This is a genomic window from Clostridium sp. DFI.1.208 (genome assembly GCF_024463855.1).
In the GTDB taxonomy this organism is placed as follows: domain Bacteria; phylum Bacillota_I; class Bacilli_A; order Erysipelotrichales; family Erysipelotrichaceae; genus Clostridium_AQ.
Genome location: NZ_JANGCA010000012.1, coordinates 1 through 16,934, shown reverse-complemented (window position 1 = coordinate 16,934; position 16,934 = coordinate 1). Strand labels below are relative to the sequence as shown.

Here is a 16,934-nt window from a genome sequence, read left to right as displayed (position 1 = left end):
CCTGGGGCAACGTTTATACTGCTGCTATACAAGGAGGAATATGAATATGAATACGTCCGTATTTAAAGGAACTATGGCAGAAATGAGCTATCCCCAGATTGAGGCAGCCATACAGCAGCAGGCAGCCGTTTTACTGCCTGTATCCGTAATCGAGGAACACGGTCCGCATTTATGCACGGGAACTGATATGTACCTGACCGGGGTCGTATGCCGAAAAATCAGAGATGAGCTGCAGCAGCAGGGGAAAAGCACTGTGATTGCACCACCGTTTTACTGGGGCATCAACAGCATAACGGATGGCTTTACCGGAAGCTTTAGCATTCGCAAGGAAACCGCTCAAGCTCTGTTAAAGGAAATCATTGAGAATTTGGACAGCTGGGGCTTTCAACATATTTTTCTTGTTAGCTTTCATGGCGATTTCCGTCATATGAGGATGCTGGCAGAGACGGTTATCGAGCTGCATTCAAAAAGCAGTCCGGTTGCATACCTCGCCGATCAAAGCATCTTTCAGCAGCTTGGCTATGCTCCTCTTCCAGACTGTCTGATACCGGTTTCTCTGTCACCAGATACGATAGCGATCGAAACCTCCTGCATCGATATCCATGCAGGAGCAATGGAAACCAGCTGGATGGCTTTGCAATATGAGCAGCTTGTGGATATGGAATGTGCAAAGGCCTTGCAGCCGACACAGCTGAAACTGTGTGATATGAAGCAGTGGATTCAGGGAGGAAGCAGTGCCAAGCAGCTGACACCGCTTGGCTATTGCGGGAATCCCGCCAATATACAGCTGGATAAAATTCAGCAGGTGGAGCAGGAGGTTATACGCGCGTATACAGATCAGATTCTCATGAATCTAATGAAAGCGGCGGCTGCGTAGAGTTGATAAGCGCCTTTATGCAGCAGCGCTCCTCACGCTACCGTTGTAATCAAAGTATGCAGAAAATGGATATTATCTGAAATTCTTCCTCTGTTTGATTATACTGACCTTTGAAGGATTTCACGAAATATATGTCTGTATTCCTTTTACAGCATAAAGTGAAGACTTATAAAACCTTCCTCTATTCCTGTCATAGTTCCACAAAAAAGGAGAATTTCAATTCTATGCTCAGAGTTGAATTCTCCTATTTTATACTATCTGCTATTTGTGAAGCTACGATATACTATTACAACCGTTTCAGCAATATCGGGAATGCTTTTTTATCGCTTGCAGGGCCTACAGCAGCTCCTTGGGATCAGTAAACGGCAATCGCAGGGCATCGCTGACTCCCTGATAGGTGATATGCCCTTGGCATGTGTTCAATCCTGCTAAAAAGCCTGCATCCTCCTTCAAAGCATCCATTCCCTTTTCCGCCAGCTTTAAGATATATGGAAGCGTAGCATTGGAAAGCGCCATCGTTGAGGTACGAGGTACCGCCCCCGGCATATTAGCTACAGAATAATGCATAACACCATGGCGTTCAAAATACGGATCATCATGTGTTGTGATATGATCACTTGTTTCAATACAGCCACCCTGATCAATCGCCACATCGACAATCGCACTTCCCGGCTTCATTGTTTTGACCATATCCTCAGTTACGATTTTCGGTGCCTTTGCGCCAGGCACAAGCACTGCTCCGATAACGAGATCCGCTGTACGCAGCGCTCTGCGCAGATTATATTCATTGTTGTAGGCTGTATGAATCGTTCCTCCGGAAATATCATCGATATAGCCCATACGCTCTGCACTGATATCGAATATTGTTACGATTGCACCTAAGCCGCAGGCAATTTTTGCCGCATTCAGACCAACAGTACCTCCGCCGATCACCACAACCTCTGCCGGGAACACACCGGGAACTCCCCCCAGCAGCAAGCCGCGTCCACCATTGTTTTTCTGCAGCATCGTTGCTCCGACCTGAACAGCCATGCGTCCCGCAACCTCGCTCATCGGTGTCAGCAGTGGAAGTCCGCCTTTTCTGTCACGTACTGTTTCATAGGCAATGGAGGTTGTCTTTGATTCCAGCAATGCATTCGCAAAGGCTTCATCATTTGCGATATGCAGATACGTGAAAACCATCTGATCCTCACGCAGATAATGATATTCCTGTGGCAGATATTCCTTGACCTTCACAATCAGATCAGCCAAAGCAAATACTTCATCGGCCGCTTTGATCTGTGCACCGGCTTCTTCATATTCCTTATCCGGAAAACCGCTTCCTGCTCCGGCATTTGTTTCCACATAAACTTCATGTCCCGCCTTGCATAATGCAAATACACCAGCAGGTGTACAGGATACACGATTTTCGTTGTTTTTTATTTCTTTAGGGATTCCAATCTTCATAATGATTCACACTCCTTATGTGCTTCATTATAACACTTTTTGGTAAAGGTTTCCATGCTCTGTCTTCCTGAATCACAAAGTTTTCTGTAACATCTTTCATGAATTGTAAAAATGACCAGCCTTTTTTCTCATACTATTCTTAATCCGGAATCTGTATCATTTATACGTGTTTTCCTGTATTCTATATAAATATGAGCTGCTGCCTGTTAAATAGGCTTATCACCGTTTGTTGTATGCAAATAGTCATAAACCTGCGCTTGATATTTTTCAGTTGCATATGCAATCAGATTATGTGCAAAGCAGGTCACAGCAACCTTTGGACAATCCTCTCTTCTTTTTACAATATCCCACGGGTTAATCACCGCTTCCTGTGTATCCTCAAAACCACTGTACATCCTTCATTCTCCTTTTTCATTTCTCAGGTATCCGCAATTTTTCTATATCCAATCCAGAAGCTATCCCTACAACACCGCTTTAACAATGAGGCAGATAATCAGCAGCCATATAACGACAATCGGAACCGCATAATACCATTTCTTTTGCTTCTTCTCCTGGTTTTCTTCGCATTGCCGGCGATTTCGCTTCCAGATTTCATCAGGAATCAGTTTACACGTCAATACAATCAGCGCCGGTAACAAAATCACATCATCCAGCAAGCCGAGCACCGGTATAAAATCAGGAATCAAATCAATCGGTGAAAGTGCATATACTGCCGTCATAGCCGCAAGCACCTTCGCTAACATCGGCGTATCCCTATCCTTCCATACCAGATAAATAATCGGCAAATCCTGCTTCAGCTGTCTTGCCCTTTTTTTCAAAACCATACGTAACGAATTCTCTTTCAATTTCCTTCACCCTGCCTTACGCTTCTTCGCGATTTTCTCCACAGAACCCCATTGCTTGTAAGCTTTTGTGTACCCGCTCACACGATAGGGCGGATATCCTTAAATTCGGATTCATACAGCGCCCAGCACACCCGAATGCAGGCACAGAGCTTCTGAATTTTTCCGCATGCTTTCTCATCCCTTCTGTATACTGCACTCTCTGCTCAGTTTCATACAATTATGTTAAAAACATCCGTTCTTCCGAAAGCATTAGCTTATAGGCAAGCTTGGGACTATTTAAGAAATCACACCGCAAGGTTGAAACCCTCTTGCTGTAAAGTATACTGCATCCTCTTATTATGCGCAGCGGTGGCAACACGGATGCATGTACAGCTACCGCCTCCTATGTAATATACCGGCAATCCACAGTATGTATTGCAAGCATTCTATGCCTATTATATCATCCCAGGTAAGCTGCGTCATGCCTTTTCCATGCTTTCCCGTAAGTTCATAGCATGGATTGCACAGGGCTTATGCAAAGCCCGGATATAAAAAGGAGGTCTATTGTAAGCCTCCCCTTTCCTTCCGAAAGCAAGGAGCCGATAACAGATATTCTTTGCCCTGTTGTTCCATATAGCTCTTAATGATTCGTACTTCTGCGATTCTGCTTGCGCATAGAATCCATTGCCAAAGCAATCTCATTCAGCATGGTTGCCAGCATACTGCGCTCAAACGGTGACAATACCTCCTTTTGCTGCAGAGCTATTCCAATAACAGCATAGACCTGTTCCCTCTTTCGGATGGAATAATACAGGGCCTTTGCATAGGGCAGCGTACTGGTTGAAACCCCGGCCTTGCGATTGTTTTTTAACACCCATTGTGCAACAGCACGCTCGTTATCCGTAAGATATTTCTGTTCCTCTTCCTCACTTAAATGCTCATGATAAATGATTGGCTCCTGTAGGGTTTTATTCCTTACACTGTATATGATGATGGTACGGTTCAGCAGCTTATACAGCTGTCGGACTGCCTCCTCACCCAGCTGTGCCATGTTCTCTGCCAGCTGCAGCTGCTGTGAGGTTTCCAGCAACAGCTCCATGCGATGTGCCTGCATGGCATTTACCTTAAGCTGCATGCGCATTGTTCGGGTCAGGGTACTGATGATAAAGGAAACGATAAACAGGACGGCAAAGGTCATTGCATATGCAGGATCGTATGCCTCCATGGAAAAGCGGGGTGCTGTAAAAAAGAAATTGAATACGGCGACAATCAGCAGAGAAACACTCAATCCATAAACGCGGGAGCTGGTGCTATAGGAAATCAAAACGATTGCCAAAAGATATACCATGATGATATTTGCTTCCGGCAGCTGAAAATGATACATGAGCAAATTGATTCCGGTCGCTCCCAGAAACAAGAATACTGCAAGCATGAAGTCACGATGATGGAATACATGGGGCTGTATCCGCCTTCGCCTTTTCTTTTTCACAGGCTTCACATTAGCGTCCGGAATGATATAGATATCAAGATCGGGAGCCAGCAGAGTGAGCTGATCGATCAGTGTTTTTGCACGGAAGTGCGGACGGGGAGAGGTACGGCCGATAACAATCTTGGAAACACCGCTGATTTTGGCATATTCACTGATCTGCTGTGCAATATTCTCTCCTGCCACAGATACGATATTCGCATGAAAATGCTGCGCAAGACGTCGGTTTTGTTCCAGCTGTTCCAAATCCTCACGACAAAGCGGCTCCTCGTTTACATTTTCTACATACAGTGCCGTGAACTCTGCGAAAAAAGCACTTGCCATGCGTGCAGCGGTACGAATAACCAGCGCATTGCTGCGGGACGGGCTCAGACAGAGAAGGATATGCTCCCGTGTGGACTTGCGATCCTTCAGGCTGACGCGCATATTTACCCGATCCGCACAACGACGCAAGGCTATTTCACGCAGTGCGATGAGATTATCTCTCACAAAAAAATTATGCATCGCCTTCTGTGCGGCGGTCTTATGATAGATTTTCCCTCTTTTCAGACGTTCAAGCAGCTCATCCGGTTCTATATCCACCAGCTCCACCTGATCTGCTTCATCAAATACAGCATCCGGAATACGCTCCTGTACCTGCACTCTCGTAATACCTGCAACCACATCCTGCAGACTTTCCAAATGCTGTACATTCACAGTCGTATACACATCGATTCCCGCATGCAGCAGCTCCTGAATATCACTATAGCGCTTAGGGTGCCGCGATTCATGTGCATTGGTATGCGCAAGCTCATCTACCAGTATCAGCTGCGGATGTCGCTGCAATGCCTGATCCAAATCAAATTCCTCCAGTGTAATACCATGATACATAATCGCTTTTAACGGTATACACTCCAGTCCCTGCATCAATGCAATCGTATCTGATCGATCATGCTTTTCGATGTAGCCGATAACCACATCCATGCCTTCCCGTCTCCGCTCATGGGCAGCTTCCAGCATGGCATAGGTTTTTCCCACACCTGCACAATATCCGAAGAATATTTTCATTTTACCCTGTTTCATTGCCATCACCCTGTATCAGTATAACAGCGATTGCAGAAGCTCTTCCTTCCATATATATCATATTTACGAAATATATACCTATCTTTATGAAATCCAAACAGTAGCTTATAGAAGCGGCTCTGCATATGTACTTGAAGGATACAGGAGCCTTTCATAAGTAGGGAATGCTGTTTTAGAATTCCTTCGTGAAAGCAGCCGAACATACATTGCACACAACCTCTGCCGGAAGAATAAAAGACGATGTGTAAAAGCTCAGACTTCCTTGTCTTCCTCATGATTTCTATGCAGCAATACCTTACTCCATTCTGTTTCATAGTAGGTAGAGGGATTCCGCTGGCGGTATTTTTCTATTTTGGATAATTTTTCAAGATTTTCATAGTGCTCCATAAACAGCTGCTTTGCGGTACCCTCTACAAAAATGAATAGGATACACCAGCATGGAAAGCAAAAGATGCATCAGCATGTAAATGTATTCCTAACAAGCTCAAAGAAGTAAAGGCTTCTATTCCCTATCAGCTTTATTTTTTTCATTTCTTTTAAGATAACTCTGATACAGCATATCCTTTAATATTAGAAAGGTGTCCAGATCATTCGTACCATATACTTGTTGGAAGCGCTGAAACCATATATCTATTTTTTCCTGATGCTTATGTATATCCTCCATCGTTTTATATTCCTGTAGGATAGGATATTTCTTTGCCCATGCAGATGTCCAGTCAATTAGGTCACTGGCAGTATCAAAGGGCTGCTGTGCATTTGGCAGCGCGCTTCCTTTCAGCAGACTCTCCACACCAATACCATAAAGATCGCTTAACTGTTTTAACCGTTTTGTATCTGGCATCGTCGCGCCGCTCTCCCATTTTGAAACCGTCTGCCGGCTCACTTGTAGCTCAACTGCCACTTCTTCCTGTGACCAGCCTCTTTCTTTGCGCAGCTGATATAGCTTCTCAGACATCTCCATATACTTCCATCTCCTTTTTCAAATATTTCCCGGTTATTGAGCGTGTGCAGGAAATGATATCCTTCACAGGACCGCAGCATAATACCTCTCCACCGGCAGCGCCTCCTCCGACTCCCAGATCAACGATCCAGTCCGCCTGACGCAGCACCTGCAAATCATGTTCAATTACGATTATGGTATTCTTTTCCGCTGCCATTTTCCGCAATATCATCATAAGCTGCTCCACATCCTGCGGGTGCAGTCCCGCCGTAGGTTCATCCAGCACATAAAGAGCCTCTGCCTTTGTATTGCGCAGCAGCTCCCTTGCCAGCTTCAGCCGCATCTGTTCGCCGGTTGACAAGGTTGTTAGCCGCTGTCCCAAACACAGATGACCCAGACCGATTTCCTGAAGCAGTGTCAAAATTCTGGTCAGCTTATGATGCTCTTGAAACAGAACTGCCGCCTGAGCTACCGGCATACAGAGAATGTCATCCACCGTCTGCCCCTGTACGCGTACCTGTAAAACAGAATCCTGAAATCGCCTGCCATTACAAATTGGACAGGGCAGCTCAACATCCTCAAAAAACAGCATGCTGCTGGTAATTGTTCCTAATCCCTCACAGCGCGGACAGCGGCCGCTTCCCTTATTGAAGGAGAAATCCTGCGCCTGCAGATGCAGCTGTTTACTGTCTTCAGTTTTAGCAAACAGCCTTCGTATTTCATCCCAGACGTCCGTAAATGTGGCGACCACAGAGCGCTTCATAGTGTGCAACGGCTGCTGCTGTACCATTACAATATCCTGAATGCCTTCAAATCCAAAGCGCTGCATATCGTTGCATTGCATATTGGTATCATCCTGCAACAGGCAATCAAACAGCAGTGTGCTCTTCCCTGAGCCGGATACCCCGCTGACAGCATTTACCGCCTGCTTTAAAAAGACGGCATTCTGATTTTTCAGATTATGCATACTGGCATGCCGGATACCAAAGGTCTGGATACTGGATATTGTATGAGGTAGCTTCCCATGTCGTCGCCGCAAGGCCGCTGCATACAGGGATTTGGGATTTTTCAATACTTCTGTCATGCTTCCCGAGCACAATATCTCCCCGCCAAGCATCCCAGCGCCGGGGCCTACCTCAAGCAGATAGTCGCATGCCTGAATCACATGTTTATCATGCTCGATAACGATGACCGTATTGCCCTGATCACGCAGCTGCTTCATAACTGTAATGATTCCCTCGTTATCTCTGGGATGCAAACCGAGTGTCGGCTCATCCAGTATATAGATCATCCCCGTCAGAGAGCTGTCCAGACTCGCTGCCAGACGAACACGCTGCTTTTCTCCACCGGATAAGCTCATCATCGTACGATCCAGATGCAGATAGCCCAGTCCGATGCGAAGCAATCGGGAGCACTTCGTTTTCAAATCCAGCAGATAGGATTGCGCATCCTGCGATAGCTGCTTTTGCTCTGTAAAGAAGACTTCCACCCAATCCAGCAGCTCCTGCAGGGACAGCTGTGCCAGCTGCGGCAGTGTTTTCCCACAGAGGACAGCCTCTCTGCTTCGTTTCTGCAGACGCTCTCCGTGACAATGCGGGCATTCCTTTGACACAAGAAGACGCTTTCCCGAAAAGCTTCCCTCCGATTCCTTGTATCTCCGCCAGAAATTTGGAACGGCTCCTTCAAATTCCGCAAGGCTTGGATAGCGCTCCTTTACCGCTGCACTGCCATGTATCAATATTTTCTGCACATCCGGATGCAGCGAAGCAAATGGTACATCCGGTCGGACAGAAAGGGAAACCGGCTGCAGCACCTTCGCAAGCAGCTGCAGGCGATAGTCCAGATATCGGTGCTGCCACAGGGTTATCGCTCCTTCCTGCAGCGACAGCTGCGGCTGTATCAGGCGGTTCATATCCAGCGCAAAAACCGTCCCCATCCCCTCACAGTGGGGACAGGCTCCTCTTGCGGTATTAAATGAAAAATGTGTTCGCGTCAGCTTTTCAAAGCGTTTTTTACAATGTGGACATATGGTATAAACACTATATTCCTCATGCTCCTTAACCAGCTCCTCGCTGAGCATAGGCGCATGGACAGGCATGTGACAGCAGGGACATGGATAGACAGACAGCTTTTCAAACAGCATACGAAGATCTGTATACATATCCGTCATGGTACCAAGAGAGGATCTTGGATTCATATTTTTATAATCCTGAGATATCACGATTGCCGCAGCCGCATGCTGTATGGATTCCACCCTTGGCTTAGCAATTCCCTGATAGGAAATCGCCTCCAGATACTGCCGCTGACATTCCTGATACAAAACATCGATTACGAGTGTTGATTTTCCTGAACCGGAAACACCGATGACTCCTGTCAGCTTCCCATGCGGTATACATACACTGACATTTTTCAGATTTCCCTGTGTGGCATGTGTTATCACGATATCCTTCATCCTCATCACCTCATCATATACCTATACTATACAGGAATGCAGAAGGAAATGCTATCAACGCAAGACAGCATTTTGTCAACCAAACATAACAAAGAACGCGCTGCCCTTCAGGCGGATATAACAATAGAGCTGCTTTGTCATCTTTTCCTGCTTCTTATTTTATGGTATGATTCCCGCAGGTGATGATATGAAATATAAGCTAATGGTAAGTGATTTAGATGGGACGCTGTTAAACGAGCAAAAATTTGTAAGCAGTATAAATAAGGAAGCAATCCGCAAGGCAAGGAAACAGGGAATGTCCTTTGCAATCGCCAGTGGAAGACCGCTGTATCCGATTCTCTCCCTCATAAAGCAATGGGAAATGGAGGAGCTCGTGGATTATGTACTCGGTATGAATGGCGGATGCATTTATGATAAAGCAAAGGATACGCAGAAGAACTTTTATACCATAGACGGAGAGCTGCTGAAGCATATCATGGATCAATATCAGGATATGCCCGTGCGCTTCTGGATCTTTGAAAAGGAAAAGCGCTATGTGAATACGGGAACTGCGGCAACCCGTGCCAAGGCTGCTCTGTATCATGAGGATGAACAGATCACAGATTTGTATGCGCTCTGTGACCGACCAAGACAAAAGCTGATTGTAGAATGTCAGCCGAAGGATATGGATATGGTAGAGCAGCGTGCAAAAAAGCTGAATCTTACGACCTGTGCAGCCTTTCGTTCCGATCCTACCCTGTTTGAGTTTGTGGATAAGCGGGTGAATAAGGCAAGCGGGCTTCGACACCTGTGTGCGGATATTGGTATCGCGATGGATGAGGTGCTCGCCTTTGGTGATACGAGCAATGACAACGAGATGTTGAAGGAAGTCGGACACGGCGTATGGATGAGCAACGGGACCATGGATACCTTTGCCCATGCGGACGCCCAGACAATTTCCAATGAGGAGGACGGTGTGGCCTGGTATCTGGAAAAGCATATTCTAGCCAGATAACAAGTCCGCAATCTACCGCGTGAATTCCTGTGAATACGTAACAGAGGGAATGAAAAAGCCAATACGGCAGGTGATATACCTGCAGCATCGGCTTTTTTGTTTTCTCGCTTTATTTCTTTGAACCTGCCAATCCCTTGTACGATCATGCTATCCTCATGCACTTGTCACCCTATGTATATGACGTTCATATATCCCTTTTCATACAGCTATTCCCGTTGTCCTGTATTTTATTTCCTGCATTTCTGGTTACCTGCAATTCGCAAACAGGACAGCTTCCACAGGAAGGCTTTACGATGCACACAGGGCGCATACCTTGTCCTCCTTTATTGTGACAAGGAATCCCCGAATATGCATGATGTTCCATCCTGCTTTGCTTATATTTGCATATAATATAAGGAAGATGCACCTGCTGTTTCCCGTGCTGTATCCCTTACTGCGTATGCACATAGTCCAGCGCTGTCAAATCACAGCGTGCTATTTCCTACTAGTATTTTTAACGTCATCGCTCGCCTATATCTATCTTTTTTCATGATACCTCGCCCGCAGTGCGTACCCCATAGCACAGGCGCAGGGAGGTCAATAAAAAGCTGATACACGAGACGAAGTTGATGCGATTATACAAAATACGCAAGCCTGAACCTTCGGACGAGCTTTGTTTTTCTTATGTAAAAAAGACTGCCGCAGGACAGCCCTTGTACTATAAATTTTTTTCGTTCCTTTTCAGCATACGGTTCACCATGCGTTCAGACAATCCCATTTTCTCAGAAATCTGTGAAAGGCTCATCCCCTGCTGTGTGAAGCGGCTGACGACAACAGGCAGTGGTTCACTGACCTCGATGATGTGCATGTCCGGATCGTAAAAACGAATGCCTCTTTGTCCCCAGTCATGCTCCTTTACCGGATGAAGCTGCACGATATCCGTACGACTGTTTAACAGCTTTACAAAAGCGTCCAGATCCTCACATTCCAAATACAGCTCCGCATCATTGCCGCCGTAATGAACATCCATAGGCTCCTTCTCCAGAAAATCCGCCCAGCTTTCTCTTATCTGAAAGGATATACCTCCTGTCATCGTGAAATTTGTACCAAAATCCTGTATCACGCGAAGACCGCACACCTCCTTATAAAAAGCAATCGTGCGTTCTTTATCATCTACTGCATATAAGCTTCCCATGTATTTCATATCGCTGCCTCCCTGTGAATACAGCCATTATACCAGAGGGCCGTCAATAGGAATTGTAAAAAGAAGACATCCGTTGGAATTGAGCGATTTTATGTTCCATGGTATATAAAGCGAAATGCCCTGTTTTCCGATGCATAGGATCAAACCGTTTTCCTTTACACGCCGATTGCTTTTTTTCCCTGATTGGCAACAGCCTCCATTTTCTGCTTCAAAAGCTGCGGATCACCAAGATATCTATGGTGCAAAGGATTGCCCTGTGCATCGAATTCGTATAGCAGCGGAATGCCCGTTGGAATATTCACATTCACGATATCCTCCTCACTGAGCTTATCAAAATATTTCACCAATGCACGCAGAGAATTTCCATGTGCCGCAATGATGACGCGTTTCCCTGCCATCATATCCTTTTTGATGACCTTGTTGAAATACGGTACCACCCGTGCAACCGTCGTTTCCAAGCTCTCACAGCTCGGCAGCTCATCCGGATCCACATCCCGATACATTATCTGTGCAACAGCACTCCGCGCATCGTTTGGGTTCAATGCCGGTGGGAGGATATCGTAGGAGCGCCGCCACTCCCTGACCTGCTCTTCTCCGTATTTTTCAGCGGTTTCCGCTTTATTCAAGCCCTGCAAAGCTCCATAGTGACGCTCATTCAGCTTCCATGACTTCACAACTGGAAGCCAGGTGCGATCCATTTCATCCAGAATGTGATCCAGCGTATGCACCGCTCTTTTTAAATAGGAAGTATAGCAGATATCAAAATCCAATCCTTCCTGCTTCAGCACTCTTCCTGCCGCCTTGGCTTCTTCATGTCCTTTTTCACTCAGATCAACATCTGTCCATCCGGTAAACAGGTTTAATTTATTCCATTCACTCTCTCCGTGACGAATCAATACAAGCTTCATTTGTGACTTCTCCTTAGGTGTTAAAAGTTATCTCTATCTAACTAATAACAGTATATGCTTGTAAAGGAGTGCTGTCAATGCATTTGCCCACACTGTCATGAAAAGGTCCAAATCCCGGCAAATCGTCACACAGAAATAGGAAGCCCTCAAGAGTCAGTAAATCGATTCCTATAAAAGCTTACAATTTCCACATTACCATCCATCGTTTTTCTGCCCAGATGAAACCCGCATTTCTTTGTATAGAAGTTGATATTCTGTTCTTTGTCAGCAGGAGTGACGAGCGTAATTTGTTTCCAGTTGGGACAAACTGTTAGCATATATTGAAATGCCTGCGTGCCGATTCCCATTCCCTGATATGCTGGAAGTACACATAGACAGTTAAGCTCATACATTTCTTTTTCCTTTTCAATCACAGAAATTACTCCGACAAAATCCGTATCATACAACACGATATATTTGCTAGAGGTTTCGATAGCTGCCTCCATTTCCGCCTTAGTTTTCCCGTAACCGGGACATTCTCCATATCGTATGTAATCATCATAGAACGAAGCATTATAAATATCCAGCAGTAACTCCGCATCATCCGTTGTTGCTTTTCTATAGGTAAGTTCCATTCTTCCCACTCCTTCTTCCATCTGAAGCTTTTCGCTTCGTGTATTTCTCAGGGCTGCAAGACAGTATGGAATTATTTCACGCGGTGTCACATGCGCTTCCTGCATCCCAAGAATCCTACACTATAGGCTTACGGCCTTGTAATCAACGATTCGGAAAATGATAAATCTGCTGCTTCTCATTCTTACTGCGCTAGCATATCGCGTTTGCCTTGTGATGCAATATCGGAATTGCAAGCGCATCAAAGCAATTTGTATTTCAAAAATGCCTTATATAGTCCATCCTGATCCACGGCAGCAGTGATATCATCCGCCATAGCTTTGATTTCCTTACCTCCACTATCCATAGCGATTCCCAGCGCACAATATTCCAGCATAGGAATATCCACTGCCGCATCCCCAAAAGCAATCGTATCCTTTTGCTCCATATGAAGATAATTCAGCAGAAGAGAGATCGCTGTCGCCTTGTCAATATCCTGTATTCCAATATCACCAAAAAGAGCTGTTTCCCCCTTACCACCCCAGGTACTGATTTTTAAATCCGGAAAGTATTGCCTTGCGGCAGTCACATCCGCATAGGAATTTAAAATAAAGCTGATTTTATTAACATCCTTTCGATACAGATTTTCTCCAAACACCATATTCGGAAACTGTGTACGTATATGGATATTCTCCTGCGCTTTCCCCTTGCGCTGCATGTATTTCTGCATGACAGGTTCTCCTGCTTCTTCAAAATGTTCACTTGCGTACAGCCCCGTATTGCTTTCCAGATAAAATTCCAGATTACGGCTATGCAGCCAGTCTACGATTGCACTGCATTGTTCTTTTTTTAAATGTGCATGAAATAATATGTCTCCATGATGCTCGATATATCCGCCATTTGCGCCAATCATCCCATCCAGACCGATATTCCATATTTCATCATATACCTCACTGCGGCTTCTACCGGTACAGATGTAAACCAGATGTCCTTGCGCTCTGGCCATACGTATCGCTTCGACTGCAGAAGGCGGCAGATGATTTTCATAATCCACCAGCGTTCCATCCACATCGATCAGAATGACCTTTTTTTCTAAATTATACATCGTTATTCCCTCCTCATAGTATTGAGCTGTATTGTCTTCATAACACCTGCACACTTACATCAAGCGCCAATGATAAAGTCTGATCAAACAAATAGTGCTGTGATGAGAAGAAACCAAAGAATCGTTGGCTTTTATTGGCTATGCCATTATGATTTGCCTGCCTTCTGTATGGTTTGATTATAGCGGATGCGGAAATCATCGTCAACTGTGTTTTAACACGTATATAACCTTCTCGTACACTGCCTGTAAGAACAGTTTTGCAAATAAACACGATTCTATCTCTACTGTATTTTTATCATGCATTAAGGAAAGAAAGCAGACTACTCTATATACTGAAAGAGCATGATAAGTATTTAAAAAGCCTCTACAGCCTTATTCCTTCGTAAGATTATCCTTGCACACCTTCTCCGTATTGAATACCAGCCTTATTTTTATTGTCCACCGCAACGCAAAAGAAGACGGAATCCGTCTTCTTTTCAATTCATAGCCGCTTACTTATGCAAGCTGCTTTTTTTACGAACTGTTACAACAATAGCCATGGATACAAGACCAAGCAAAGCAAATGCAGAAAATAAGCCTGCTGCGGTAGTATCACCGGTATCTGGAGAGCTATGCTCCTTATCGTCCTTTTCCCCTTCTGTTGGAGTAGTATTTACTGCATCCTCTGTTATTTTTTCATAAATCGGTTTTACAAGAAGATTTTTACTTACCTTTGTGAAATCTGTATCCCATTTTACAAAGCGATAATTTTCAAGCTCAGGGGCCTGTGGAGCAGTTGCTGAAGCACCAGCCTCTACTTTATCTACTTTCAAAACAGCGCCGGTGTGATCAACGAAAACGACATCATAGATTGTGGTATCCGGTGTCGGATTTGTGGTAGTACCACCGTTATCCGCCTTTTTATCCTCGTATATAACAGCATAGGTTGAAAATTTATCGGTTTCAAAATTTAAAATATGCTCATTCTGCTTTGTAGTTAGAATTTCTGCTTTTCCATTATGTATGCGGACAACATGGAAAATTCTTCCCTCCTTCATCAGATTCTCTGGAAGTATAATTGAATACACCAGTGGTGAGGATGCTTCCTGCATATTTCCAACAACAGCTCCGCCAACCTTCAGTACAATCCGTAGGTCAAGATATTGAGCGATTCCCGTGCTGGAATTATTTTTGGCAGAAAGCTGTTCTAGCGTATCACCAATCTGTGAAGCTTCCTCCTTACTGATTTCAGATGCTTCTGTGCGTTGGGATACAACCTCAACCGTTAACGCTTTTCCATCCTCCAGCCCTTTTTTAATTTTAGCAGCTGTTTCTTCGCTTACCATTGAAGTTTCTCTTCCTGCCAAAATGCTTTCTGCAAGCACATCAATACTTTTATTGAGCTTTTCTATAACAGTTTTATCATTCAGTCCAGCTTCTACCCTTTCCGCAGGCTTTGTTGTATCGAGCGGCGGTATCACCGCTGTCACTTCATCCACTGTAACTGTACAGCTTGCACTCACATTTCCAGCAGCTGCTGTTATCACCGCTGTTCCCGGACGTAGCGCTAAAACCCTATTTGTATCCCCATCAAATGTAGCAATCGTAGGATCACTGGATGTCCAAACAAGATTCTTATCTTTTGCAAGGCTTGGAGCAGCTTCGGCATGTAAGGTTGCTGCTTCACCAGTCTGTAGCTTCAGCTCTGTTTTATCCATATGAACGGAGGTAACAGGGATCCGGATAAAATCACCCTGTAAATCAAATACACTGGTTGCTTTCTGTGTAGTCGCACCTCTTTCCAATGAAGGCTCCGCATTCATATGAATGGTAAGTGATGCAGACTCAGAGCCATCCAAGGTAGAAATCCAGTTCTTATATTTGTTTACGAAAACACTCTTATCAACATATTGAAATCCGGAGAATATATTGTCATACGCTGCATTACTTCCGATATTAACATCAATTGCTGCAGCCTGCCCGTAATTCACATCTCCTGCACCCCAGTTATTCCAATTTGCGGTTCCTAATGCGTTATCATTGTCATCATAGTAGGAGCCTGCATAAATATTGCCAACAACGCCGCCATTGACATTCACGGTTGCTTTTCCTGTAACCATCGTTCTCTGCATAAGAGCAATATCTTTGGTGGTTCCTCCATTAAAATTGATTGTCAGCTGACCAATTTCTCCATTCGTTCCACCCAAAACACCAGCCTGCATCGGAGATGTAGTAGCTGCAATTGCACCTCCATTTACCGTAACATTCGCATTCTCTACATAGGTATTGCCATAGCTGCCAGGAACAAGCGCCTGAGCAGAGCCGCCATTCATCGTAATATTTACTGTATGAACGGTATGCTCTTTTCTTTTTTCATACGATGCAGCCCCACCACCGGAGACTATATCCTTTGCCTTTGCCCCCTGATTTCCAATTGCCATGCCAATTGTTCCATTGTCAATAATAATATTGGAGGTACCAATACTTCCCGGTCCCTTATTTGAACCGATGATTGTACCAATGACGCCACTCTTCATTTCAATGGTTACCTCATCATAGCTGCCATTTTCCTCTGCTCCTGCGAACAGAAAGGTATCCTTGTCTACAACGATGCGTTTATTCTTATCGTTTTTTAAAGCTGCGTAGGTATTGCCATCTGTATCCTGCTCGATAACGACATCGTTTCCATTTGCAAATACATAGCGTTTTCCACTTACTGTATTCTCAGTTAACTTGTCTTCCGATTTTGAATCAGCTGCGAGCAGCTGAGTAGGCGTTAAACATCCAAGCATCAATGCGAGCGATGCCAGAGCTGTTATAAACTTTTTCATTGTTAAATTCCCTCCTTCATATCTCAATCATGAAATGTTCTTCTTAACCTCTGATTTTTCCCCTATCACCTCAATCCGTATCAATACGTATACCTTTGTAAATAGTAGGTGGTTATTTAAAAAACCACCTCAGATTGTTGACAAAAGCCTATACCTTTTCGTAAGGACATAGGCTTTTTATTGTATATAGGCAATTTTCGAAATGAAATTGTCTTTTTTTGTATATTTTGAAGGATATATTGAATTTTTTGATGAC

Annotated in this window: 14 protein-coding genes; 2 read left to right on the top strand and 12 right to left on the bottom strand. The window is 44.7% G+C overall.

Features of this window, described 5'->3' with window-relative positions; genetic code table 11:
* Nucleotides 1–46 precede the first annotated feature (46 nt).
* Nucleotides 47–877, top strand: coding sequence for a creatininase family protein (locus tag NE665_RS08175; protein WP_117442663.1), 831 nt, complete (start codon nt 47–49; stop codon nt 875–877).
* Between the two features lie 336 nt (nt 878–1,213).
* Here the strand turns inward: NE665_RS08175 and ald are convergent, their stop codons facing one another.
* From ald to NE665_RS08140, 7 genes are all read right to left on the bottom strand, one after another.
* Nucleotides 1,214–2,323 carry an alanine dehydrogenase gene (ald, locus tag NE665_RS08170; RefSeq protein ID WP_117442662.1) on the bottom strand — a complete coding sequence of 370 codons (1,110 nt, stop codon included), beginning with the start codon at nt 2,321–2,323 and terminating at the stop codon, nt 1,214–1,216.
* A gap of 206 nt (nt 2,324–2,529) precedes the next feature.
* Entirely contained in the window at nt 2,530–2,718 is a 189-nt protein-coding gene (locus NE665_RS08165) for a hypothetical protein (RefSeq protein WP_178759982.1), read from the bottom strand.
* Between the two features lie 66 nt (nt 2,719–2,784).
* Nucleotides 2,785–3,147: a DUF1232 domain-containing protein gene (locus NE665_RS08160; RefSeq protein ID WP_117442661.1), complete on the bottom strand. Its 363-nt coding sequence runs from the start codon at nt 3,145–3,147 to the stop codon at nt 2,785–2,787.
* 640 nt (nt 3,148–3,787) lie between these two features.
* Complete coding sequence (locus NE665_RS08155; RefSeq protein ID WP_117442660.1) at nt 3,788–5,695, bottom strand: DUF4118 domain-containing protein; 1,908 nt, start codon at nt 5,693–5,695, stop codon at nt 3,788–3,790.
* Between the two features lie 252 nt (nt 5,696–5,947).
* Nucleotides 5,948–6,082: a hypothetical protein gene (locus NE665_RS08150; RefSeq protein WP_256302525.1), complete on the bottom strand. Its 135-nt coding sequence runs from the start codon at nt 6,080–6,082 to the stop codon at nt 5,948–5,950.
* A 115-nt stretch (nt 6,083–6,197) separates the two neighbouring features.
* Complete coding sequence (locus NE665_RS08145) at nt 6,198–6,656, bottom strand: helix-turn-helix transcriptional regulator (protein ID WP_117442658.1); 459 nt, start codon at nt 6,654–6,656, stop codon at nt 6,198–6,200.
* Complete coding sequence (locus NE665_RS08140) at nt 6,643–9,087, bottom strand: excinuclease ABC subunit UvrA (protein ID WP_178759983.1); 2,445 nt, start codon at nt 9,085–9,087, stop codon at nt 6,643–6,645. The genes NE665_RS08145 and NE665_RS08140 overlap by 14 nt, the downstream gene beginning before the upstream one ends.
* A gap of 187 nt (nt 9,088–9,274) precedes the next feature.
* On the opposite strand from NE665_RS08140, the gene NE665_RS08135 reads away from it, so the two are divergent.
* Nucleotides 9,275–10,081 (top strand): HAD family hydrolase, encoded by an 807-nt coding sequence (locus NE665_RS08135; protein WP_117442656.1) that lies wholly within the window; start codon nt 9,275–9,277, stop codon nt 10,079–10,081.
* 697 nt (nt 10,082–10,778) lie between these two features.
* Here NE665_RS08135 and NE665_RS08130 read toward each other — a convergent pair.
* The 5 genes from NE665_RS08130 to NE665_RS08110 form a co-directional block, all read right to left on the bottom strand.
* On the bottom strand, nt 10,779–11,264 hold the full coding sequence (locus NE665_RS08130) for a VOC family protein (protein WP_117442655.1): 486 nt from the start codon (nt 11,262–11,264) through the stop codon (nt 10,779–10,781).
* 155 nt (nt 11,265–11,419) lie between these two features.
* Nucleotides 11,420–12,172, bottom strand: a complete 753-nt coding sequence (gpmA, locus tag NE665_RS08125) for a 2,3-diphosphoglycerate-dependent phosphoglycerate mutase (protein ID WP_117442654.1) — start codon at nt 12,170–12,172, stop codon at nt 11,420–11,422.
* Nucleotides 12,173–12,318: 146 nt separating this feature from the next.
* On the bottom strand, nt 12,319–12,786 hold the full coding sequence (locus NE665_RS08120) for a GNAT family N-acetyltransferase (protein WP_117442695.1): 468 nt from the start codon (nt 12,784–12,786) through the stop codon (nt 12,319–12,321).
* A gap of 239 nt (nt 12,787–13,025) precedes the next feature.
* On the bottom strand, nt 13,026–13,868 hold the full coding sequence (locus NE665_RS08115; RefSeq protein WP_117442653.1) for an HAD family hydrolase: 843 nt from the start codon (nt 13,866–13,868) through the stop codon (nt 13,026–13,028).
* 491 nt (nt 13,869–14,359) lie between these two features.
* Nucleotides 14,360–16,678 (bottom strand): Ig-like domain-containing protein, encoded by a 2,319-nt coding sequence (locus tag NE665_RS08110; protein WP_117442652.1) that lies wholly within the window; start codon nt 16,676–16,678, stop codon nt 14,360–14,362.
* Nucleotides 16,679–16,934: the final 256 nt, after the last annotated feature.